This window comes from Aquirufa sp., from assembly GCF_044239315.1.
Taxonomy (GTDB): domain Bacteria; phylum Bacteroidota; class Bacteroidia; order Cytophagales; family Spirosomataceae; genus Aquirufa.
This window is the reverse complement of the sequence record NZ_JBIIBQ010000016.1, coordinates 1-19,261: the sequence shown is the minus strand read 5'-3', so window position 1 is coordinate 19,261 and position 19,261 is coordinate 1. Positions and strand designations below refer to the sequence as shown.

The following is a 19,261-nucleotide window of genomic DNA, read 5'->3' as shown; positions in this document are numbered from 1 at the left end:
TGCCCCTATTTCAAATTATTTTACGGAAGCACGGATGATGTTTAAGGCACCACCTGCTTTGAACCATTCAATTTGTTGTTCATTGTAGGTATGGTTGACAGCAAAACTTTCTGTGCTACCATCAGCATGAACTAATTCAATCGTTAATGATTTATCTGGAGCGAAGCTTCCCAAACCAACGATGTTGATTGAATCATCTTCTTGGATTTTGTCATAGTCAGCTTCGTTAGCAAAAGTCAAGGCTAACATACCTTGCTTTTTCAAGTTTGTTTCGTGGATTCGAGCAAATGACTTCACTAATACCGCGCGAACTCCTAAGTGACGTGGCTCCATCGCTGCGTGCTCACGAGAAGAACCTTCACCGTAGTTTGTATCTCCTACTACGATTGTTCCTACTCCTGCAGCTTTGTAAGCACGTTGTGTAGCAGGAACCGGACCATATTCACCAGTTAATGCGTTCTTCACGTTGTCAGTCTTCTCATTGTAGAAGTTCACCGCTCCGATTAACATATTATTAGAGATGTTATCTAAGTGACCACGGTATTTTAACCAAGGACCTGCCATTGAGATATGATCCGTTGTACATTTACCTTTGGCCTTAATTAATAACTTCAAGCCTTTCAAATCAGATCCTTCCCATGCTGCGAATGGATCTAATAATTGTAAACGATCAGATGTAGGTGAAACCTTTACTTGAACACCTGAACCATCAGCTGCAGGAGCCTGGTAGCCAGCATCCTCTACATCGAAACCTAACTTAGGTAATTCGTCTCCGGTCGGTGCATCTAATTTTACCTGCTCTCCTTTGTCGTTTGTCAAGGAATCAGTTAATGGATTGAACGTTAAATCACCCGCTATGGCTAAGGCAGTAACCATTTCTGGTGAAGCTACGAAAGCAAAAGTATTCGGGTTACCATCCGCACGCTTCGCAAAGTTTCGGTTGAATGAGTGAACAATCGTGTTCTTCTCCCCTTTCTCAGCGCCTGGACGAGCCCATTGACCGATACAAGGTCCACAAGCATTTGAGAATACCGTCGCACCAATCGAATCAAATGTTGAGATAAATCCATCACGCTCGATGGTATAACGTACTAATTCTGAACCAGGAGTGATGGTGAATTGTGCTTTTGTTTTTAAACCTTTCGCTGCTACTTGCTTCGCTAAGGAAGCTGCACGTGCGATATCTTCGTAAGACGAGTTCGTGCAAGAACCAATTAGACCAACTTCCACTTTCGTAGGCCAGCCGTTTTTCTCTGCCATTTCCTTCATTTTAGAGATAGGCGTAGCTAAATCTGGGGTAAACGGACCGTTTAAGTGTGGTTCTAATGTATTTAAGTCGATTTCAATAACTTGATCGAAGTATTTTTCTGGATTAGCATATACCTCAGGATCCGCTGTTAAGTGTTCTCTCACTCCGTTCGCTAAAGCAGCGACGTCAGCGCGATCTGTTGACTCTAAATAACGAGCCATCGAATCATCATATCCAAAAGTAGAGGTGGTTGCACCGATTTCGGCACCCATATTACAAATAGTACCTTTACCCGTACAAGACATGGAAGTAGCACCTTCGCCAAAATATTCAACAACGGCACCCGTTCCACCTTTTACAGTTAAGATACCTGCTACTTTCAAGATCACATCCTTAGGAGATGTCCAACCATTTAATTTACCTGTCAATTTAACACCAATCAATTTAGGGAATTTTAACTCCCAGGCTAGGCCTGCCATTACGTCGCAAGCATCAGCTCCACCTACACCGATAGCAATCATACCTAAACCACCTGCGTTAACCGTGTGTGAGTCAGTACCAATCATCATTCCGCCAGGGAAAGCATAATTCTCTAAAACTACTTGGTGAATGATACCTGCACCTGGTTTCCAGAAACCGATACCATATTTGTCTGAAACAGACGACAAGAAGTCATAAACTTCTTTATTTTTATCCACTGCTACTTTTAAGTCTGTAGTAGAGGCTACTTTTGCTTCGATTAAGTGATCACAGTGCACAGTAGAGGGAACAGCCACTTGTGGACGTCCTGCTTGCATGAACTGTAATAAGGCCATTTGCGCAGTTGCATCTTGCATCGCCACACGGTCTGGTGCAAAATCTACATAAGAAGCGCCTCTTGCATAAGCAGCTGAAGCTGTTCCTTCCCATAAATGGCTGTAAAGAATCTTTTCTGTTAACGTAAGCGGTTTACCTGTTAACGCACGAGCCGCAGCAATGCGAGCTGGCATGCGATCATAAACAGCTTTAATCATTTCAATGTCAAAGGCCATGGTAAAAGTGTGGTAAAAATGTTTGGTAAAAAATGTTTACAAAATTAATAGATTAGCTTCAATTTTGCCACTATTTTATGATAACATTTCCTTTGTTACCGTTTTATTAAGAACTTTGTTTGATTGCTTAATTTAACCTATTTAAAATAGGATTATTTATACATTTTAATAGCACTTCGCTTGAAGCATTGGAGAATATTCTTCTTGATTTGTTCCCTTTTTCATTTTCTCCCTAATGAAATTCAAGCGCAATCCCCCTCCACTATCCTAGATAAAGCCATTCAGATGGCAGAAGAACATGGTCAAGATATAGGCTCTTTTAAGGTTCGGGTAAAAGTGCAAGAGAAGGCTAGATTTAACAATGTAATTGGGATTGCCAAGAAACGATTAGCCGCTAAAGAGGGTATTCAGATGGGTCAATGGTATGGCAATCAAACAATTGATGAAGTGCAAGTGGGCCATTTGAATCAAATGATACATGGTATAGAGTCTGTGGAAATTTTTCATAAGAAATATGGAAAACCAACTTTGTTTCTTTGGCCTGACTTTTATCAAGATTTTGTAGGTACTTCTTGTGTTTCACCTCTTAATTATCAGGCAAAATTCTACTACCATTTTAATTACAAAGGTGATACACTTGTGGATGGTAAATCTTGTTATCAATTTCAAGTAGCACCTAAGTTACGGCGCGATCGTTTGTTTAATGGGACTCTAACGCTAGATGAATCAGGATGGATTGTGCGTTTTGAGGGTACGGTATTTGCGGATGCAATCGATTACTCATTTGATTTGCAACATCAATATTTTCAAGGAAAGTGGATACCCAAAAAGAGTAGAATAAGGTTATTGGCTGGTTTATTAGGGAATGATGGTGAATATGTTATCGAACAAGAGGCTATAAGTAAACCCGAGGAATGGCAATTTGTGTCTACCTTATTTCAAGAGCCTAAAAATCCTAAAGAGACTTTAAATCTATTTCCAGTAGCTTTTGATGAAACATTTGCCAATCAATTTTTGACAAATTTGCATGAATCTTTATTACAAAAATGGAAACAGCGACCTACCTCTAATTTAGTCATGATTGATTCTGTTTATTACAAACCAGCGGGTAATGGTACGAAGTTAGATCCTTCGTTTTTCGTTGATGAACCTGGTAGTAAGACTAAGGAAGTTAGAGTTGATAGTTTTATTGTCGCGCCTTTTAAACCTTCTCAGTTGATTTTAAGTAGGTCATTCTTTTTTGGCAAATTCAAGCGCGATTTTTATCCGTTTGAAATCTATTATAAATCTCCTGTTTTCGATTCTAATTTTAATACGGTAGAAGGTTTTGTTGTTAATACATCTGTTGTATTCAGAAAACGTTGGGCAAGATACCGTATGTTAGAGGCAGAGGTATTAGGGCGCAGAGCCTTTGGTATAAATCGTAACTCTGGATTTGGACGATTGCGTTATCGCGCTGATTCCTTTGATTTAACGTTAACCAATGGAGATTATGTAGCCCAATATAATCCGGAGAATACCATTTCACCAGAGATGAATTCACTTTCGACTTTGCTTCTCAAAAATAACCAGATGAAGATCTATAGGTCGAAATTTACCTCTTTGAACTTAACCAAACGCTTTTCTGCTAGATTCTTTCTGAAATCATTCATTGAGTATTCTGAGCGTTCTCAGATGGATAATACGTCGGATTATTATTGGATTAATTTTTTAAATCGAGAATATCAGTCCAATAATCCGATTAACGGAGAATATGATAAAGCAGGTTTTGAAACGCATAAATCCTTTATTACTCAATTCCAAGTAGGTTTTCGACCTTTTTTGACACAAAGCTATCGGGCTAATACGCGAATTACTGATTGGGGCTCCTCTCCCCTTATTTTGGCCAAATATCGAGCTGGTTGGAAAGATGTGTACGGATCTACCACGGATTTTAATCAAGTGGAGTTCTCTTATTTGCATAATATTGAAGTTAATCCGTGGATTAAAATGGGTCTTTTAATTAATGCAGGTACTTTTATCGGGAATAAACCCACCTATTTTATTGATTTTAAACATTATAATGGAACATTTAATCTAATTCAGGCTGGAGAAATGTTAGCCTCTCATCGTTTGATGGGATATTATCAGAATTTTACGAATGGTTCTAATCAACGTTTAAATGTAAATCATTACACTAATTCCACTGCAGGAACTTATGTAGAAGCGCTTAGCTTTTTTCAGTTTTCTAATCTTTGGTTAAAACCTCTTTTAGGGATGAAAAAACTGTATGTAAAGGAAGTTTTGATTGCTAATGTTAATTATGTACCGAATCAAAATTTGTTTTATAATGAATTAGGGTATGGACTAGATGGCGTTTTTAAGGTACTCCGTCTTGAAGCAATCGCTAACTTCATTAATGGGCAATTTAGTTACATTGGATTTCGAATAAATATCAATTCAAGAATTCGAATCGGAAATATCCCTGAATAATTTTTTTTGCTTTTCAGCGAATTTTGCCTCTTTGTTAAATTTAGAGCGCTTATATTTGGGGTCATTTTAAGATTTTCATTTTTTAACCAGCATAATGGCAAAAAATTTAGTCATAGTTGAGTCTCCTGCGAAAGCGAAGACCATAGAAGGATATTTGGGAAAGGATTTCGTGGTGAAGTCTTCTTTTGGTCACGTTCGCGATTTACCTTTAAAGGGAGATAAAGCCATCGATGTGGAGAATGACTTCGCTCCTACCTATGTGGTTTCAGCGGATAAGACAAAAGTCATTTCAGAATTAAAAAGTTTAGCGAAATCATCTGAGGAAGTTTGGTTAGCAACGGACGACGACCGAGAAGGAGAAGCCATTTCTTGGCATTTAAAGGAAGCATTAGGATTAAAGGATAACGCAAAACGTATTGTCTTCCGTGAGATAACTAAAACAGCCATCTTACAAGCCATCACGCAGCCTAGAACCATTGATATGGATTTAGTTAATGCGCAACAGGCACGTCGTATTATGGATCGTTTGATTGGATTTGAATTATCCCCAGTACTTTGGTCGAAAGTTCAGAAAGGTTTATCAGCTGGCCGGGTGCAATCCGTTGCGGTTCGTTTAATTGTAGAGCGCGAGCGTGAAATCGAAAATCATGAGGCTGTTGCTACATTTAAAGTAGTTGCTCATTTTGATTTGCCCGGAAAAAAAGTTTTGAAAGCTGAGTTGTCTAAGTCTTTTGCCAAAGAAAATGACGCATTAGACTTCTTGAAAAAATGTGTAGGCGCTGCGTTCAGCATTAAGAGTTTGGAAACAAAACCTGCTAAAAAATCACCCGCACCCCCATTTACGACGTCCACGCTACAACAAGAAGCATCGCGTAAATTAGGTTTTGCCGTAGCTACGACGATGTCCGTCGCTCAAAAACTTTATGAATCTGGTCGCATCACGTACATGCGTACCGATTCTACGATGTTATCTCAAGAAGCTAGAGATAAGGCGAAAGCGGAAATTGAGTCAGCCTATGGCGCTAAATACCATTATAGCCGACAATTCAAAACAAAGTCTGAAAGTGCGCAAGAGGCTCACGAAGCCATTCGACCTACGGATTTTGCGAACCATAGCATTACTGGTGATGCGCGTGAGAAGCGTTTATATGAGTTAATTTGGAAACGCGCGATTGCATCTCAAATGGCAGATGCCTTAATTGAGCGTACGACCGCTTTAATCGATATTTCGACTACTCCAGAGTTATTATCGGCTCAAGGAGAAGTGATTGCTTTTGAAGGATTTTTAAAGGCTTATTTGGAGGGGAAAGATGACGAAGACGAGGATGAGAACAAAGATATGCTACCTCCTTTGAACGTGGGTCAAGTATTGTCGTTAGATGAAATGAAGGCGCAAGAGCGTTTTACGCGTGCTGCACCACGTTATACAGAAGCTAGTTTAGTGAAGGCTTTGGAGGAGAAAGGTATTGGACGTCCGTCGACCTATGCTCCTACTATTTCTACCATTATTAAACGTGCTTATGTGGTGAAGGAAGATCGTCCGGGTAGAGAACGTGAATTCCAAACCTGGGTACTTGCAAACAACGAAATTTCGGGCACGAAAGCGACAGAAACAGTTGGTACGGAAAAAGCGAAGTTATTTCCAACACACATTGGTACAATGGTGACGGATTTCTTGGTTGAAAACTTTGAAAATGTCGTCGATTATACGTTTACCGCGGAAATGGAGGATGAATTTGATAACATCGCCAAAGGTAAATTAGAGTGGACCGTGTTAATGAAAAACTTCTACAAGTCTTTCCACCAGACCATTGAAGATTCGAAATCGATCAACCGCAGTTCTGTAGGGGGTGGCCGTGAATTAGGTGTTGATCCTAAGTCAGGGCGTTTAGTGTCAGTGCGTTTAGGTAAATTTGGTCCATTTGTGCAGTTAGGGGAATCTTCTGAAGAAGAGAAACCAGTATTTGCGAATTTGACGAAGACGCAGTCGGTTAGCACATTGACTTTTGAGGAAGCTTTGTTATTACTAGAACGCCCTAAGTTACCACGTGAAGTAGGTATTCACAATGATATGCCAGTGATTATTGGTGCCGGAAAATTAGGCCCTTATATTAAATATGATGGCAAGTTTACTAGTTTACCGGATACACATGATCCATTCTCCATTGAAGTCGATCAAGCGATTGCGGTGATTGCGCAAGCCTTGAAAGATGCAGAGGCTGGAGGTCTCGGATACTTTGAAGATTCTTTGATTGAGACTGGTAAAGGCCGTTTTGGCCCTTATGTAAAGCATAATGGGAAGTATTATTCTTTAGCTAAAACGGATAATTTAGCGACGATAGATCAAGCGCGTGCGATTGAATTAATCGAGGCAAAACGAAAGGTTGAAGCGAATAAATTCATCAAGGAATTCGCAGAAAATGAGATGGTGAAAGTTGTCAATGGTATGTATGGTCCGTATATCCAAATTGGAAAACGAAATGTGAAGATCCCGAAAGGAACAGAACCAGCAGATTTAACATTAGAGGAGTGTTTAGCCTTAGGCGATGCCGCTCCTGCACCTAAGAAAGCACGTAAAAAATAAATTTATGAGTCAGATTATCGATGGAAAAATGGTAGCCGAAACGATGAAAATCGCCATCGGTGAAGAAGTTAAACAAATGGTTGCAGCGGGCCAAAAAGCTCCTCATTTAGTAGCCATCCTCGTAGGAAATAACGGTGCATCCGAGACCTATGTAGCCAATAAAGTGAAGTCCTGTGAGGAATTAGGCTTTGCTTCTACCCTTTTACGTTTCGATCCAACGATTTCAGAATCCGATTTGCTAGCGGAAGTTCAAAAGGTGAATGACAATCCAGATATGGATGGTTTAATTGTTCAACTACCTCTTCCTGCACACATTAATCCGGATAAAGTGATGGAGACTATACATCCCTCTAAGGATGTAGACGGCTTCCACCCGATCAATATTGGTCGTATGGCAAAAGGTTTACCAGCCTATATTTCTGCGACGCCTCAAGGCGTGCTTGATTTATTAGCTTATTATAAAATCGAAACAACTGGGAAGCATTGTGTAGTTGTGGGGCGTTCCCAAATTGTAGGCTTACCCATGTCTATTTTGATGCAACGTAATCATCCTGTGGGCAATTGTACCGTTACATTAACACATTCTAGAACCTTGAATTTAGAAGAGATTTGTTCTCAAGGGGATATAGTTATTGCAGCCTTGGGTATACCTGAGTTCATTAAGGCTTCGCACATTAAACCGGGTGCCGTAGTTATAGACGTTGGTTTAACGCGTGTGGAAGATGCGACTAAAAAATCTGGATTTGCCCTGAAAGGTGATGTAGATTTTGATGATGTAGCGCCTAAGTGCTCCTATATCACCCCTGTTCCTAAAGGCGTAGGTCCAATGACCATCGTTTCTTTGATGAAAAATACCCTTTTAGCTGCTAAAGGAGTTATTTATCCGAAAAACTAAGATTGGAACAGATAGCGATAAAAGACTCCTAAAGGGAGTTTTTTATCGTATTCATCATTCAAATAGATTTCTCCTGATTCTGCCTCATCTGGCACATTGAAGATTCCCTTCATTAAGTTTTCTACTACAAGTGTTGAGAAACCTAATGAGTAGACATTCGTTAAAAGAATATGTTCTTTAGGGTCTAGTATCTCTTTCACAGATCGCAACATATCGTCAATTTGTTCTTCCAATACCCATTTCTCGCCTTCTGGTCCGCGACCATAAGCGGGTGGATCTAATAGTATTCCTTGGTAAAAGTTACCGCGTCTTGCTTCACGTTTCACGAATTTAAGCGCATCCTCTGCCATCCAACGAATATTGTCCAGCTTGGAGACCTCCATATTCTCTCTGGCCCAAGATAGAACAGGTTTAACAGAATCCACGTGTGTGACATCTGCACCCACCTGCTTGCAGGCTAAACTCGCACCGCCCGTATAGGCGAATAAGTTCAAGATTTTAGGTTTAGGCGTTTTTAATAGGGGAATATTTTTTGCTAAAAATTCCCAATTCGATGCTTGTTCCGGGAAAATACCTACGTGTTTAAAAGAAGACAAGGATATTTTGAAGTTTAAATCTAGTGTTTCAGACTTATAAGGCATAAACCATTTATCTGGAACCCCTTTCTTTACTTCCCATACGCCACGTTCTGTACTACCCTTTTCTTTTTTGAAATAGGCATTTGCTTTACTGGCCCAGAATTCTTCTGAAAGAGATTTTTGCCAAACAGCTTGTGGCTCAGGCCGTCTTACCACAAAAGCGCCAAACTGCTCTAGCTTTTCGAACCCACCGGAGTCAATTAATTCATAATTTTTATCCCAAAACGTGGGTGTTTCAATGGCAATAGAAGCTAAATTTTTCAATTTTTAGGGGTTCAATGGGATTTTAGTTAGGAAGTAAACAGCACGTCTTCCCTCCTCTAAATTGTTAATTATTTGATTACCAGAAGCTAGAAAATTGTTGCCATACCAGAAATTTAAATCTGATTTTTCTTGACTACGAATTTTATCTCCATCGTTTTGCGTAATTAATTCCTGTACTTTCTCTTCTCCAGCTTGACCTTGTGCACTAATGTATTTAGAAATGATGTTATTACCTCTTTGGTAAGATAAGGTCAATACATCACCATGTAAAGAAGTCTTAATTTTTTGAATTAATTTATCCTCTTTGATATTGTTTAAATCAATCGAATGATCCCATAATAAGTTACCTTTTTCGTCCAATTCGGCAATCACTGCATGCGTATAAATCCATCCATCAAATTGCTGGGTATTACTAAAAGAATTAAATCCCCTATATCCCCATGGGCTATAATAGCTAGAGAATGGAGAATAAAGGCCATAGTTTCCGTATCCCCATCTGTATGGATTATACAGCATATTCCAAGGTGATAATAATCCTCCTCCAAACATAGCTCCAGCACCACCCCATGGCGAAAAATTAGCATACTTGTAATCTGGATAAAACGATTCAGCTACGACGATGTAATGGTCTCCCTTTTTTATTATCTCATGCATTAATAAACGATAGTCTAATCGTAGCTCTTCTCCTTTGTCTTCTTTGGTTTTTATTTTTTTCTCCTGTTTATTTTTTTGTTTTTCCCCCAAAAAATTGAAAAAATTATTGAATTGTGTAAAACTGTGGAATTTTTCTTCTTGAGGTTCACCATCCAAATAAGATGAAAAATAGATACCCTGTGAACTAGGACCTCTTCCAGATCCAATGGTGTTTTTATGCCCATATGTGCCTACCACCACTTGAAGAGAGTCATTCAATTGTGTTGATTTGGCATTCATTTGCGCATATTCTATCTTCGGATTCATGGTAATCTGACCTAATTGGTTACCATCTTCATCAAAAGACTTTAAAATTAACTGGTAGTTCTTCGCCTTTTTGCCCACGGAATAAACAACATTAATCTGTTGTTGTGTCGTATCCAAATCCATTGATTGTATTTCTGCCTCACCATTCACCACTACCGGAAGAATGCGGGTTATCTTTTCGCCTAGATTTGTATATAAAATAACCGGATTATTGTTTACAATACCGCCAATAAACAAGGATTGATTCAAAGCCTTAAAGTTTGAAATTTCCATTTTCTCGACTGAAAAGATTTGAAACTTTTCTACTATCCCATCTTTTGGATTTACTCGAACAATGTAATAATTATTACTCTTAAAGCGGCTAAATAGCAAATTCAAATATTTTCCATCATAACAATTAGTCACGTAATCAAGATTTGCATCCACGCTTCCTTGATGTATCCAGACTTGTTCTAAATCAGTATTGTATCCCCTGATAATAAATTCAGATTTGCTGGTGTGATGTAACACAACCACTCCTTTTTCCCCAAGTGGAATGGAAAAAGTTTCTAATTGATTGGATCCTGCTAGAATTTCGACTCGTTTTAATTCTTGCGCGATAGATATATAACTACAGAAAATTAAAATGATGAAAAGGCGGATTGATTTCATATTTTATTCAGCTAGGCTTAAAATAATATCGAATTCTGCTTTTGCGACTGGGGTTACCGATAGACGTGATTGCTTAATTAATGCCAAACCTGACAAGCGATCATCTGCTTTCATCGCTTTCAACGTGACTGTTTTATCAAACTTTTTCTTAGGAATTAATTCCACTACCACCCAACGCGGATCTTCCGTCGTCGGATCTGGATAGTGTTCTTTACTTACTTCGGCAAGCCCCACGACCTCCATTCCTTCATTTGAATGGTAAAAAAAGACCCAATCGCCCTTTTTCATGGCCATCATATTATTCCGAGCCTGGTAATTTCGTACCCCATCCCAAACAGATTTCCCTTCTTTAACGAAATCATCCCAAGAATATTTGAATGGTTCTGATTTTACTAGCCAATAATTCATGCTTATGGGAATTTAGGAAATTTAGAGAAGTCTGGTTTGCGTTTTTCAAGGAAGGCATTTTTTCCTTCTTTGGCCTCATCAGACAAATAATATAATAAGGTTGCATTTCCTGCTAGTTCTTGAATACCAGCTTGTCCGTCTAATTCTGCATTGAAAGCTGACTTTAACATACGCAAGGCTAATGGGCTCTTTTCTAAAATCTTTTCACACCATGCCACTGTCGTTTTTTCCAATTCTTCCAAAGGAACCACTTTGTTGACTAATCCCATCTGAAGCGCATCTGCAGCGTCATATTGATCACACAGGAACCAAATTTCTCTGGCCTTCTTTTGACCTACTACACGCGCTAAATAAGAAGCACCGAATCCGCCATCGAAAGAACCCACATTAGGTCCCGTTTGACCGAAACGCGCATTTTCCGCTGCAATTGATAAGTCACAGATGACGTGTAAAACGTGTCCACCGCCAATTGCCCAACCGGCTACCATCGCTACGACAGGCTTAGGAATGGTTCTGATTTGACGTTGTAAGTCCAATACGTTTAAACGAGGTACTGTATCTTTTCCTACATATCCACCATCTCCTCGTACACTTTGATCTCCACCGGAACAAAACGCTTTTCCACCTTCCCCTGTTAAAATAACTACTCCTACTTTCGGATCTTGACGCGCCAATTCCATGGCCTCAGACATTTCCTGAACAGTTAATGGCGTAAAGGCATTGTGTTTATGAGGTCTATTGATGGAAATTTTAGCAATTCCATTATAGAATTGAAATAGGATATCTTCGTAGGTTTTGATGGTTTCCCAAGGGAAAGATGAAATCATAATATTAATCGTTTTTATCGTTGTATTCGACCTCCCAGGTGTGGTCGGCTAATAATTTCACTTTGGCTAAATAACGGCTGTATTTAAAGGAACGGCCCCATTCTTCGGGTGCTACTAATGACATCAAGTCAGAACCGTCTTCTTTTTCGTATAAATAATAAGTCTCGCTAATAATGGGTTCAAATCCCATGGCTGCGTCATAAATACGCTCAGAAATTTCTTTTCTGTCAGCCAATAATTTAGCCTGACGCGCTAGAACTTCCATTTGCTCGTATAACTGGTTCATTTGTCGATCCGTTTGTTGGCGCATGGCTAAAACAGAGCGTCCCTTTACTTTTCCCATGTCATCTGGTTTGATGACGGCTCCTCCAGCCGTATGGGCATACGGTAGTAGACCGGGATTTTCAGCTACTTTGTCTGGATTAATGGGATTTAAGAAGGGGTCTTCTGACATAATGAGTTAGGCTTTGTGATTACCCTATATTAACTTACGAAATTAGATAATGTTTGGTTAATTTTGGAAAGAATCTGTGATTATATGCGCATCCTGCCCTCTCTTTTATCAGAATTACCTCTAGCTGAATCGGAATTTGAACAACAAGTAGTCAAATTTTGTCAGTTGTGGCGTTCAGGTGCAAAATCGTTTTTATTTCATTCTTCAGGTTCTACAGGGAATCCTAAACCCATTTACCTTTCTAGAGAGCAGCTTTATTCATCTGCAAAAATGACGGGCGAATGGCTTGATTTACAAAAAGGGGATGTTGCTTTATTATCCCTTTCCCCCTCCTATATTGCTGGTGCGATGGTTTTAGTTCGTGCATTAGTACATGATCTAGTGCTTGTTTTAGTGGAGCCTTGCCAAAACCCTTTAGTTCAAATCCCTCCAATTTCTATTCATCTCGCTTCTTTTGTACCTACCCAATGGTCGACTATCCTAGATTCCGATGTGGACTTGAATGTGTATTTTAAGGAGGCCAAAGGTGTTTTATTAGGTGGGGCTACCGTTCCAGACTCTTTAAGAAGAGATTTCGGGTTTCCAGTATATGAAACCTACGGGATGACGGAAACCGTTTCTCATATTGCTTTTAGAACCTGGAATCAGTTAGAATTTCAAACCTTGGCAGGTGTTCAAATCGCACAGAGCGATGAAAATTGCCTATTAATTTGTGCTCCGATGACGGATAATAGCTGGATTGAAACGCGTGATGTGGTGGAAATCGTAGAACCGGGGCGTTTTAAGTTAATGGGACGTTTAGATCGCATCATTAATTCAGGTGGATTAAAGATTCAACCGGAGAAAATTGAAGAAGTCTATCGATCATTAATTAACGTTCCGCTATTTGTGGCCGGTGTTCCTGATGAGTTTTGGGGCCAGAAGGTAGTCTTGTTTGTGGAAGCAATTCATATGCCTGATTATGATGAGAAGACAATTCATGCGCTGCTTCATTCTTATGAAGTCCCCAAACAAGTGGTATGTCTCGCCTCTTTTATAAAAACCACGAGTGCTAAAATAGATACGTTGAAAACCGTAGCTTTGTATCTTAATACCATTTAAATGAATCCGAATAAATTATCCCGCAGCTTTAAACTATTTTACGAGTCGCCCATCAATGTGCCTGCTCCTTATCATTTAGAGGCTGTTTTTACCTTTTTACAATTTGAAACGGCTACTCCTGGCGTTGAGATTGAGATTCAATATATCGATCGGTCGGATTTTTCTCGAGAAGAATTAATTGCGGATGGATTAGTACCTGATGATCAATGGACATATAAAGGCGAATTACCGTTAGTTTGGCGTGATCGATTGATGCCACAGTTTCAAGAGTATGTGACAGGATCTTGCTCTCCCAAGGACCAGGAGCCCTTTATTACCCTCGAAGCAAATGATACGACGCCTAATGTTCCCATATATTTAGAGCCACAGGAGACCTTGATTCAGGAATTTATGCAGGCTATGTTCGAAATCGATGGCCGAGAATTACCACTTTATTTGGGATTTCAATTTAAAGATCGTGCCGGTAATTGGCGTAAGATTGAGGGTGAAATGTCATTCGCCTCTTTGAGTTTTTCATATCTTGATAGCGAAGAGGGTCAAAAGTCTTTTTCAAATTGGGATGAATTGCAGGAATTAATGAATCACGTATTTATTGCGGAATTTCAAGCGGACAAAGCAAATCAAAACTGTAAATCAGCTAGTTTAGCGGTTTATCCAGGAGATGGTTTGTGGTATGTAGCGGGTCATTCCCTACGCAAGCCGAGTGGAAACAATTATTTTTTTGACGAGTTAGAGGAAAAATTACAATTCATTTTTTAATTATGGAAGATCAAATTTTAGAAATCCTTGCCTTACAAAAGACCGCATTACTTCGTCTGAGCACATCTAGTGCAGAAGAGCGTATTGCTAAGTTGCGTAAAATTGAATCGTATTTGCTACTGCACAAAGAGGAATTGTGTGATGTCATGTACCAAGATTTTAAAAAGCCAGCCTCCGAGGTAGTTATTGCTGAGATGCTGGGTGTTAAGCGTGAAATTAATCACACGATAAAACATTTGAAGTCTTGGATGAAACCAGCCTCTGTTTCCACACCCTTGATGCTTTTAGGCACTAAAGGTCTAGTACAATATGAAGCAAAAGGACTTTGTTTGATCATATCCCCTTGGAACTACCCATTCAATTTATCCATATGTCCCTTAGTACATGCAATTGCGGCTGGTAATGCGGTTATTTTAAAGCCTTCTGAACTAACTCCAAATACGTCAAGCTTCATCAAAAAGATGATTTCATCGCTTTTCGACAAAAGTGAAGTAGCGGTTTTTGAGGGTGATGCAACTGTTTCTACTTTCCTTTTAGAACAAAAATTTGATCATATTTTCTTTACTGGAAGTCCAGCTATCGGTAAAGTTGTTATGGCAGCGGCAGCGAAGCATCTCACTTCAGTTACGTTAGAATTAGGTGGAAAATCGCCAGCTATTGTCGGTCCGGACGTGAATGTGGAGGAAGCTGCTGCTAAGATTTCCTGGGGTAAGTTTTTAAATAACGGCCAAACCTGCATCGCCCCTGACTATTTGTATGTGCATGAAAAGAATTATTTTTCTTTTTTACAGGCCTTGGAAGCTTCGGTAGAGACTTTTTATGGATCGAATGTTGCTAAAAGCAAGGATTATGCGCGTATCGTTAATCGACGCCATTTTGATCGGATTGCCTCACTTTTAGAAGATGCGAAAGAAAAGGGAGCTCAAGTTTTATTCGGAGGAATTACTGATGCAGACGATTGTTATATTTCTCCTACTGTGTTGACAAATTGCACTCCTGACATGCGTATTTTGCAAGAGGAGATATTTGGCCCTATCCTACCTATTATGTCTTTCAAAGATGAATTTCAGATAACTGCTGACATTCGTTCTGGTGATAAACCACTCGCTTTATATGTCTTCTCGACTAACACAGAATTCAATAACTATATTTTAAATAACACGAGTTCAGGAACGTCTGTTGTCAATGATTGTTTGATTCAATTTGGTCACAATGAGTTACCTTTTGGAGGTGTAAATCATTCAGGTATTGGTAAATCTGGCGGTCATTATGGTTTTGTCGAATTTTCGAATCAAAAATCTGTCGTCATTCAAAGAACTAATTTGCTGAAGAATTTTTATCCGCCTTATAGTGTAAAAGTCCGCTGGATGATTGACTTTGTTTTGAAATGGTTATAAGAATTTTATTTTTAGTCTGTGTGTTATTTTCTTCTTGCCAAAGTTCCCAAGACTCTAAAGGCGAAAATATTCCTGATCGAAGAGCTTTTCAGTTAGGTCAAAATGCAGAGAAGAACGTTCAGTTTTTAACCTTGCAAATAGAGGATCAACCTAGCGCTAATTTGTATTTTTTACGAGCTAAGAATTATGTTGTTTTACATGCATGCGGTTTGGCTGATCAAGATCTAGAGCGAGCGCTTCGTGATAATCCTGGTGAGCCTGCCTATTTAGCCTTATCTGCGAAAGTAAAACAACTAGTGGAGGATTATACTACCTCCATCGATCGCGCAAAATTAGTTGAAGCTACTGATTACAGTTCGCCTAAAAACAACTTATTGTTAGCTCAAAATTATTTAGCGTCTAATCAAATGAGTTTGGCCAGATTCTATATCAAGCAGTTAGACGCATCTTCTTTTTCACCAACAGATCGGATTACTTTAAAGGCAGTGAAAGATTATGCAGTTTCTGATTCTTCCAGACTATTTGAATTAATGGAAACTAAACCTAAGGATGACTCACCTTTAGTTTATATTTATTATTCCGAAGGTTTAGGTGTTTTACCTTCTCTACGTTATCAAAAAGAAATCTTGGCAAGTTTGAAGGCTTATCCCCTTGATCCTTATTTTATGCGTTTTTGGGCTCGATTTTTGGTTAAAATGAAGAAATATGATCAAGCAGCTTCTGTTTATAAACAAGTATTAAAAGTATTTCCTCGAACGAAATCTCTCGCTGCAGAATTAATTCACATGGATCTTGCAAGGCAAGGTAAGTTACCTGAGAAGCGTTCAGAATTCACTTCTGATTCATTGGCTATTTCAAGCGATTCTTTAGCTCAAAATTAATCAGGTGCTCCATTCAATACATTGCGCCTTAATTTGTAACTTTGCACAAATTTTTTTAGAATGATAAAAATCACCTTTCCCGACGGACAAGTCAGAGAATTTGAAAAAGGAATCACTCCTTATCAGGTTGCATTACAAATTTCAGAAGGTCTAGCACGTAATGTGTTAGCTGCTAATTTAAATGGTGAAGTAGTGGATTCCTCTACTCCTATCGATGCAGATGCCTCTTTGCAATTACTAACTTGGAATGATACGGAGGGTAAGAAGACTTTTTGGCATTCATCAGCCCATTTACTTGCTGAGGCTATTGAGGCTTTATTTCCAGGAACTAAATTTGGTATTGGTCCCGCTATTGAGCAAGGTTTTTATTACGATATCGACTTAGGAGAACACGAATTCGGTTCAGATCAATTCAAGGCAATTGAAGATAAAATGCTTGAATTAGGTCGGGAAAAAAATGAATACGTTCGTACTTCTGTCTCCAAAGCCGATGCGATCGCCTTTTTCAAAGAAAAAGGCGATGAATATAAATTAGAACTAATCGACGGTCTAGCGGATGGTTCGATTACCTTCTACAATCAAGGAAATTTTACGGATTTATGCCGTGGACCTCATATTCCGAATACCGGTTTTATTAAGTCTGTTAAATTGATGTCTGTCGCTGGAGCCTATTGGCGTGGTGACGAGAAGCGTAAGCAGTTAACGCGTATTTATGCGATTACCTTCCCTAAGGCAAAAGAATTAGAAGAGTATTTGACTTTATTAGAAGAGGCAAAGCGCCGTGACCACCGTAAACTAGGTAAGGAAATGGAATTATTCGCCTTCTCAGAGAAAGTAGGTATGGGACTTCCATTGTGGTTACCTAAAGGTACTCTATTACGTGAACGTTTAGAAAACTTCTTACGTCGTGCACAAGTGAGAGCGGGTTATTCTCCTGTTATCACCCCCCATATTGCGAGCAAAGAATTATATGTGACTTCAGGTCACTATGCGAAATACGGTAAGGATTCTTTCCAACCAATTCATACGCCTGATGAGAATGAAGAATTCTTCTTAAAGCCGATGAATTGCCCTCACCACTGTGAGATTTATAAGACGAAGCCCCGCTCCTACAAGGATTTACCTTTGCGTTTAGCGGAATTCGGTACAGTATACCGTTATGAGCAAAGTGGTGAATTACACGGTTTAACTCGTGTGAGAGGGTTCACGCAAGATGATGCACACATTTTCTGTCGTCCAGATCAAGTGGAAGATGAATTTATGAAAGTTATTGACTTGGTTTTATATGTGTTCAAAGCTTTAGGTTTTGACTCCTATTCTGCTCAGGTCTCCTTGCGTGATAAAGAAAATAAGGAGAAGTATATCGGAAACGACGAAGATTGGGATCGTGCTGAATCAGCAATTATCCGTTCAGCGGAGGAAAAAGGTTTGCCCTATGTTATCGAATATGGTGAGGCAGCTTTCTATGGCCCAAAGTTAGACTTTATGGTAAAAGATGCTTTAGGCCGTAAATGGCAATTAGGTACGATTCAAGTGGATTATCAATTACCACAGCGTTTTGAATTAGAATATACCGGTTCAGATAATGTGAAACACCGCCCTGTAATGATTCACCGGGCGCCATTTGGTTCTTTAGAGCGTTTTGTGGCTATTTTGATTGAAAATACGGCGGGTAATTTCCCTTTATGGTTATCTCCTGATCAAATCGCTGTCCTTCCTATTTCAGAGAAATACGAGGATTATGCGAACGAATTGTATTTACGTCTTCAGGAGAAAGATTTGCGGGGCTATGTAGATCATAGAAACGAGAAGATGGGACGTAAGATCAGAGATGCAGAAATTGCTAAAGTGCCATTTATGATTGTAGTAGGTGAAAAGGAACAAGCAGAAGGAATTGTATCCGTTCGTAAGAAAGGCGACGGAGATGTGGGTTCGATGACTTTGGATGCGTTCATCGCTATGGCGCAGGAAGAAATCCAGTCCTTAACCTATGAAAAATAGGAGCTTAAGCGTGATTTGCTTGCAATTGCGTTAATTTTGATTTAGCTTTCGATTTAATATATATTAAACCCATTTTATTTTATGGCTTTACGCCCGAATAACAATTACAGAGGAAATAAGAGAGAAGAAGAACCTTACCGGATTAATCAATTAATTCGTGGTGTTGAGGAAGTTCGTTTAGTAGGCGAGAATATTGAGATTGGAGTTTATCCATTCGAGAAAGCGTTAGAATTAGCTAATGCACAGAGTTTAGATTTAGTGGAGATATCTCCTAAAGCAGTCCCTCCTGTTTGTAAAATCATCGATTATGCTAAATTCAAGTATGATCAAAAGAAGAAGCAAAAGGAAATCAAAGCGAATGCTACTAAAACAGTTATTAAAGAAATCCGTTTCGGTCCTAATACCGATGAGCATGATTTCAATTTCAAATTAAAACATGCGGTTAATTTCCTTAAAGAGGGTGCTAAGGTGAAAGCTTATGTACACTTTGTGGGTAGAACAATTGTCTTTAAAGAGCGTGGTGAAATGTTATTGTTGAACTTCGCTAAAGGCCTGGAAGATGTAGGTAAACCAGACGATATGCCTAAATTAGAAGGTAAGCGAATGAGCATCATCTTCTCCCCTAAGGCCATCAAGAAATAATTTTCAAACGGATGCTGGAATTATAGGGTAATTTTCATTACTTTTGC

The 19,261-nt window shown here is 39.2% G+C and carries 15 protein-coding genes; 9 read left to right on the top strand and 6 right to left on the bottom strand.

The annotated features are described in order from the left end of the window. Nucleotides 1-15 precede the first annotated feature (15 nt). The gene (locus ACILP5_RS07225; RefSeq protein WP_395617987.1) at nt 16-2,280 is read right to left on the bottom strand and encodes an aconitate hydratase; all 2,265 of its coding nucleotides are present in this window, start codon (nt 2,278-2,280) and stop codon (nt 16-18) included. A 180-nt stretch (nt 2,281-2,460) separates the two neighbouring features. Here ACILP5_RS07225 and ACILP5_RS07220 point away from each other — a divergent pair, with 180 nt between their 5' ends. The 3 genes from ACILP5_RS07220 to ACILP5_RS07210 all read left to right on the top strand — a co-directional run bounded on the left by ACILP5_RS07220 (nt 2,461) and on the right by ACILP5_RS07210 (nt 8,231). Next, nucleotides 2,461-4,752 (top strand): DUF5686 family protein, encoded by a 2,292-nt coding sequence (locus ACILP5_RS07220; RefSeq protein WP_395617986.1) that lies wholly within the window; start codon nt 2,461-2,463, stop codon nt 4,750-4,752. Nucleotides 4,753-4,846: 94 nt separating this feature from the next. After that, a complete protein-coding gene (gene topA / locus ACILP5_RS07215) occupies nt 4,847-7,336 on the top strand; it encodes a type I DNA topoisomerase (protein WP_395617985.1) in 2,490 nt (829 codons plus the stop codon). Between the two features lie 4 nt (nt 7,337-7,340). After that, nucleotides 7,341-8,231, top strand: coding sequence for a bifunctional 5,10-methylenetetrahydrofolate dehydrogenase/5,10-methenyltetrahydrofolate cyclohydrolase (locus ACILP5_RS07210; RefSeq protein ID WP_395617984.1), 891 nt, complete (start codon nt 7,341-7,343; stop codon nt 8,229-8,231). Here ACILP5_RS07210 and ACILP5_RS07205 read toward each other — a convergent pair. Genes ACILP5_RS07205 through ACILP5_RS07185 form a run of 5 tightly spaced genes read right to left on the bottom strand, consistent with a single transcriptional unit; the run spans nt 8,228 to nt 12,433 of the window. Beyond that, nucleotides 8,228-9,133 carry a class I SAM-dependent methyltransferase gene (locus tag ACILP5_RS07205; protein ID WP_395617983.1) on the bottom strand — a complete coding sequence of 302 codons (906 nt, stop codon included), beginning with the start codon at nt 9,131-9,133 and terminating at the stop codon, nt 8,228-8,230. The two genes, ACILP5_RS07210 and ACILP5_RS07205, sit on opposite strands and share 4 nt — an antisense overlap. 3 nt (nt 9,134-9,136) lie before the next feature. Beyond that, nucleotides 9,137-10,744: a hypothetical protein gene (locus ACILP5_RS07200; RefSeq protein ID WP_395617982.1), complete on the bottom strand. Its 1,608-nt coding sequence runs from the start codon at nt 10,742-10,744 to the stop codon at nt 9,137-9,139. Nucleotides 10,745-10,747: 3 nt separating this feature from the next. Next, entirely contained in the window at nt 10,748-11,152 is a 405-nt protein-coding gene (locus ACILP5_RS07195) for an EVE domain-containing protein (protein ID WP_395617981.1), read from the bottom strand. 2 nt (nt 11,153-11,154) lie between these two features. After that, on the bottom strand, nt 11,155-11,979 hold the full coding sequence (gene menB, locus ACILP5_RS07190) for a 1,4-dihydroxy-2-naphthoyl-CoA synthase (protein ID WP_395617980.1): 825 nt from the start codon (nt 11,977-11,979) through the stop codon (nt 11,155-11,157). A 4-nt stretch (nt 11,980-11,983) separates the two neighbouring features. Beyond that, nucleotides 11,984-12,433 (bottom strand): DUF2452 domain-containing protein, encoded by a 450-nt coding sequence (locus ACILP5_RS07185; protein WP_395617979.1) that lies wholly within the window; start codon nt 12,431-12,433, stop codon nt 11,984-11,986. 84 nt (nt 12,434-12,517) lie between these two features. Between ACILP5_RS07185 and ACILP5_RS07180 the strand changes: the two genes are divergently transcribed. The 6 genes from ACILP5_RS07180 (at nt 12,518) to infC (ending at nt 19,214) form a co-directional block, all read left to right on the top strand. Further along, nucleotides 12,518-13,534 carry an AMP-binding protein gene (locus ACILP5_RS07180; RefSeq protein WP_395617978.1) on the top strand — a complete coding sequence of 339 codons (1,017 nt, stop codon included), beginning with the start codon at nt 12,518-12,520 and terminating at the stop codon, nt 13,532-13,534. Beyond that, nucleotides 13,535-14,293, top strand: coding sequence for a hypothetical protein (locus ACILP5_RS07175; protein WP_395617977.1), 759 nt, complete (start codon nt 13,535-13,537; stop codon nt 14,291-14,293). A gap of 2 nt (nt 14,294-14,295) precedes the next feature. After that, complete coding sequence (locus tag ACILP5_RS07170) at nt 14,296-15,690, top strand: aldehyde dehydrogenase family protein (RefSeq protein WP_395617976.1); 1,395 nt, start codon at nt 14,296-14,298, stop codon at nt 15,688-15,690. After that, nucleotides 15,681-16,571: a hypothetical protein gene (locus ACILP5_RS07165; RefSeq protein WP_395617975.1), complete on the top strand. Its 891-nt coding sequence runs from the start codon at nt 15,681-15,683 to the stop codon at nt 16,569-16,571. The genes ACILP5_RS07170 and ACILP5_RS07165 overlap by 10 nt, the downstream gene beginning before the upstream one ends. A 60-nt stretch (nt 16,572-16,631) precedes the next feature. Continuing rightward, entirely contained in the window at nt 16,632-18,572 is a 1,941-nt protein-coding gene (gene thrS / locus ACILP5_RS07160; RefSeq protein WP_395617974.1) for a threonine--tRNA ligase, read from the top strand. Nucleotides 18,573-18,653: 81 nt separating this feature from the next. Continuing rightward, entirely contained in the window at nt 18,654-19,214 is a 561-nt protein-coding gene (infC, locus tag ACILP5_RS07155; protein ID WP_395617973.1) for a translation initiation factor IF-3, read from the top strand. The last annotated feature ends 47 nt before the right edge of the window (nt 19,215-19,261 follow it).

Bases quoted from the DNA above. Each gene is read 5' to 3' on its own strand.
- ACILP5_RS07185 (WP_395617979.1), bottom strand. From the start codon at position 12,433: ATGTCAGAAGACCCCTTCTTAAATCCCATTAATCCAGACAAAGTAGCT.
- menB (WP_395617980.1), bottom strand. From the start codon at position 11,979: ATGATTTCATCTTTCCCTTGGGAAACCATCAAAACCTACGAAGATATC.
- ACILP5_RS07175 (WP_395617977.1), top strand. From the start codon at position 13,535: ATGAATCCGAATAAATTATCCCGCAGCTTTAAACTATTTTACGAGTCG.
- topA (WP_395617985.1), top strand. From the start codon at position 4,847: ATGGCAAAAAATTTAGTCATAGTTGAGTCTCCTGCGAAAGCGAAGACC.
- ACILP5_RS07225 (WP_395617987.1), bottom strand. From the start codon at position 2,280: ATGGCCTTTGACATTGAAATGATTAAAGCTGTTTATGATCGCATGCCA.
- infC (WP_395617973.1), top strand. From the start codon at position 18,654: ATGGCTTTACGCCCGAATAACAATTACAGAGGAAATAAGAGAGAAGAA.
- ACILP5_RS07165 (WP_395617975.1), top strand. From the start codon at position 15,681: ATGGTTATAAGAATTTTATTTTTAGTCTGTGTGTTATTTTCTTCTTGC.
- ACILP5_RS07180 (WP_395617978.1), top strand. From the start codon at position 12,518: ATGCGCATCCTGCCCTCTCTTTTATCAGAATTACCTCTAGCTGAATCG.
- ACILP5_RS07195 (WP_395617981.1), bottom strand. From the start codon at position 11,152: ATGAATTATTGGCTAGTAAAATCAGAACCATTCAAATATTCTTGGGAT.
- ACILP5_RS07210 (WP_395617984.1), top strand. From the start codon at position 7,341: ATGAGTCAGATTATCGATGGAAAAATGGTAGCCGAAACGATGAAAATC.
- thrS (WP_395617974.1), top strand. From the start codon at position 16,632: ATGATAAAAATCACCTTTCCCGACGGACAAGTCAGAGAATTTGAAAAA.
- ACILP5_RS07170 (WP_395617976.1), top strand. From the start codon at position 14,296: ATGGAAGATCAAATTTTAGAAATCCTTGCCTTACAAAAGACCGCATTA.
- ACILP5_RS07200 (WP_395617982.1), bottom strand. From the start codon at position 10,744: ATGAAATCAATCCGCCTTTTCATCATTTTAATTTTCTGTAGTTATATA.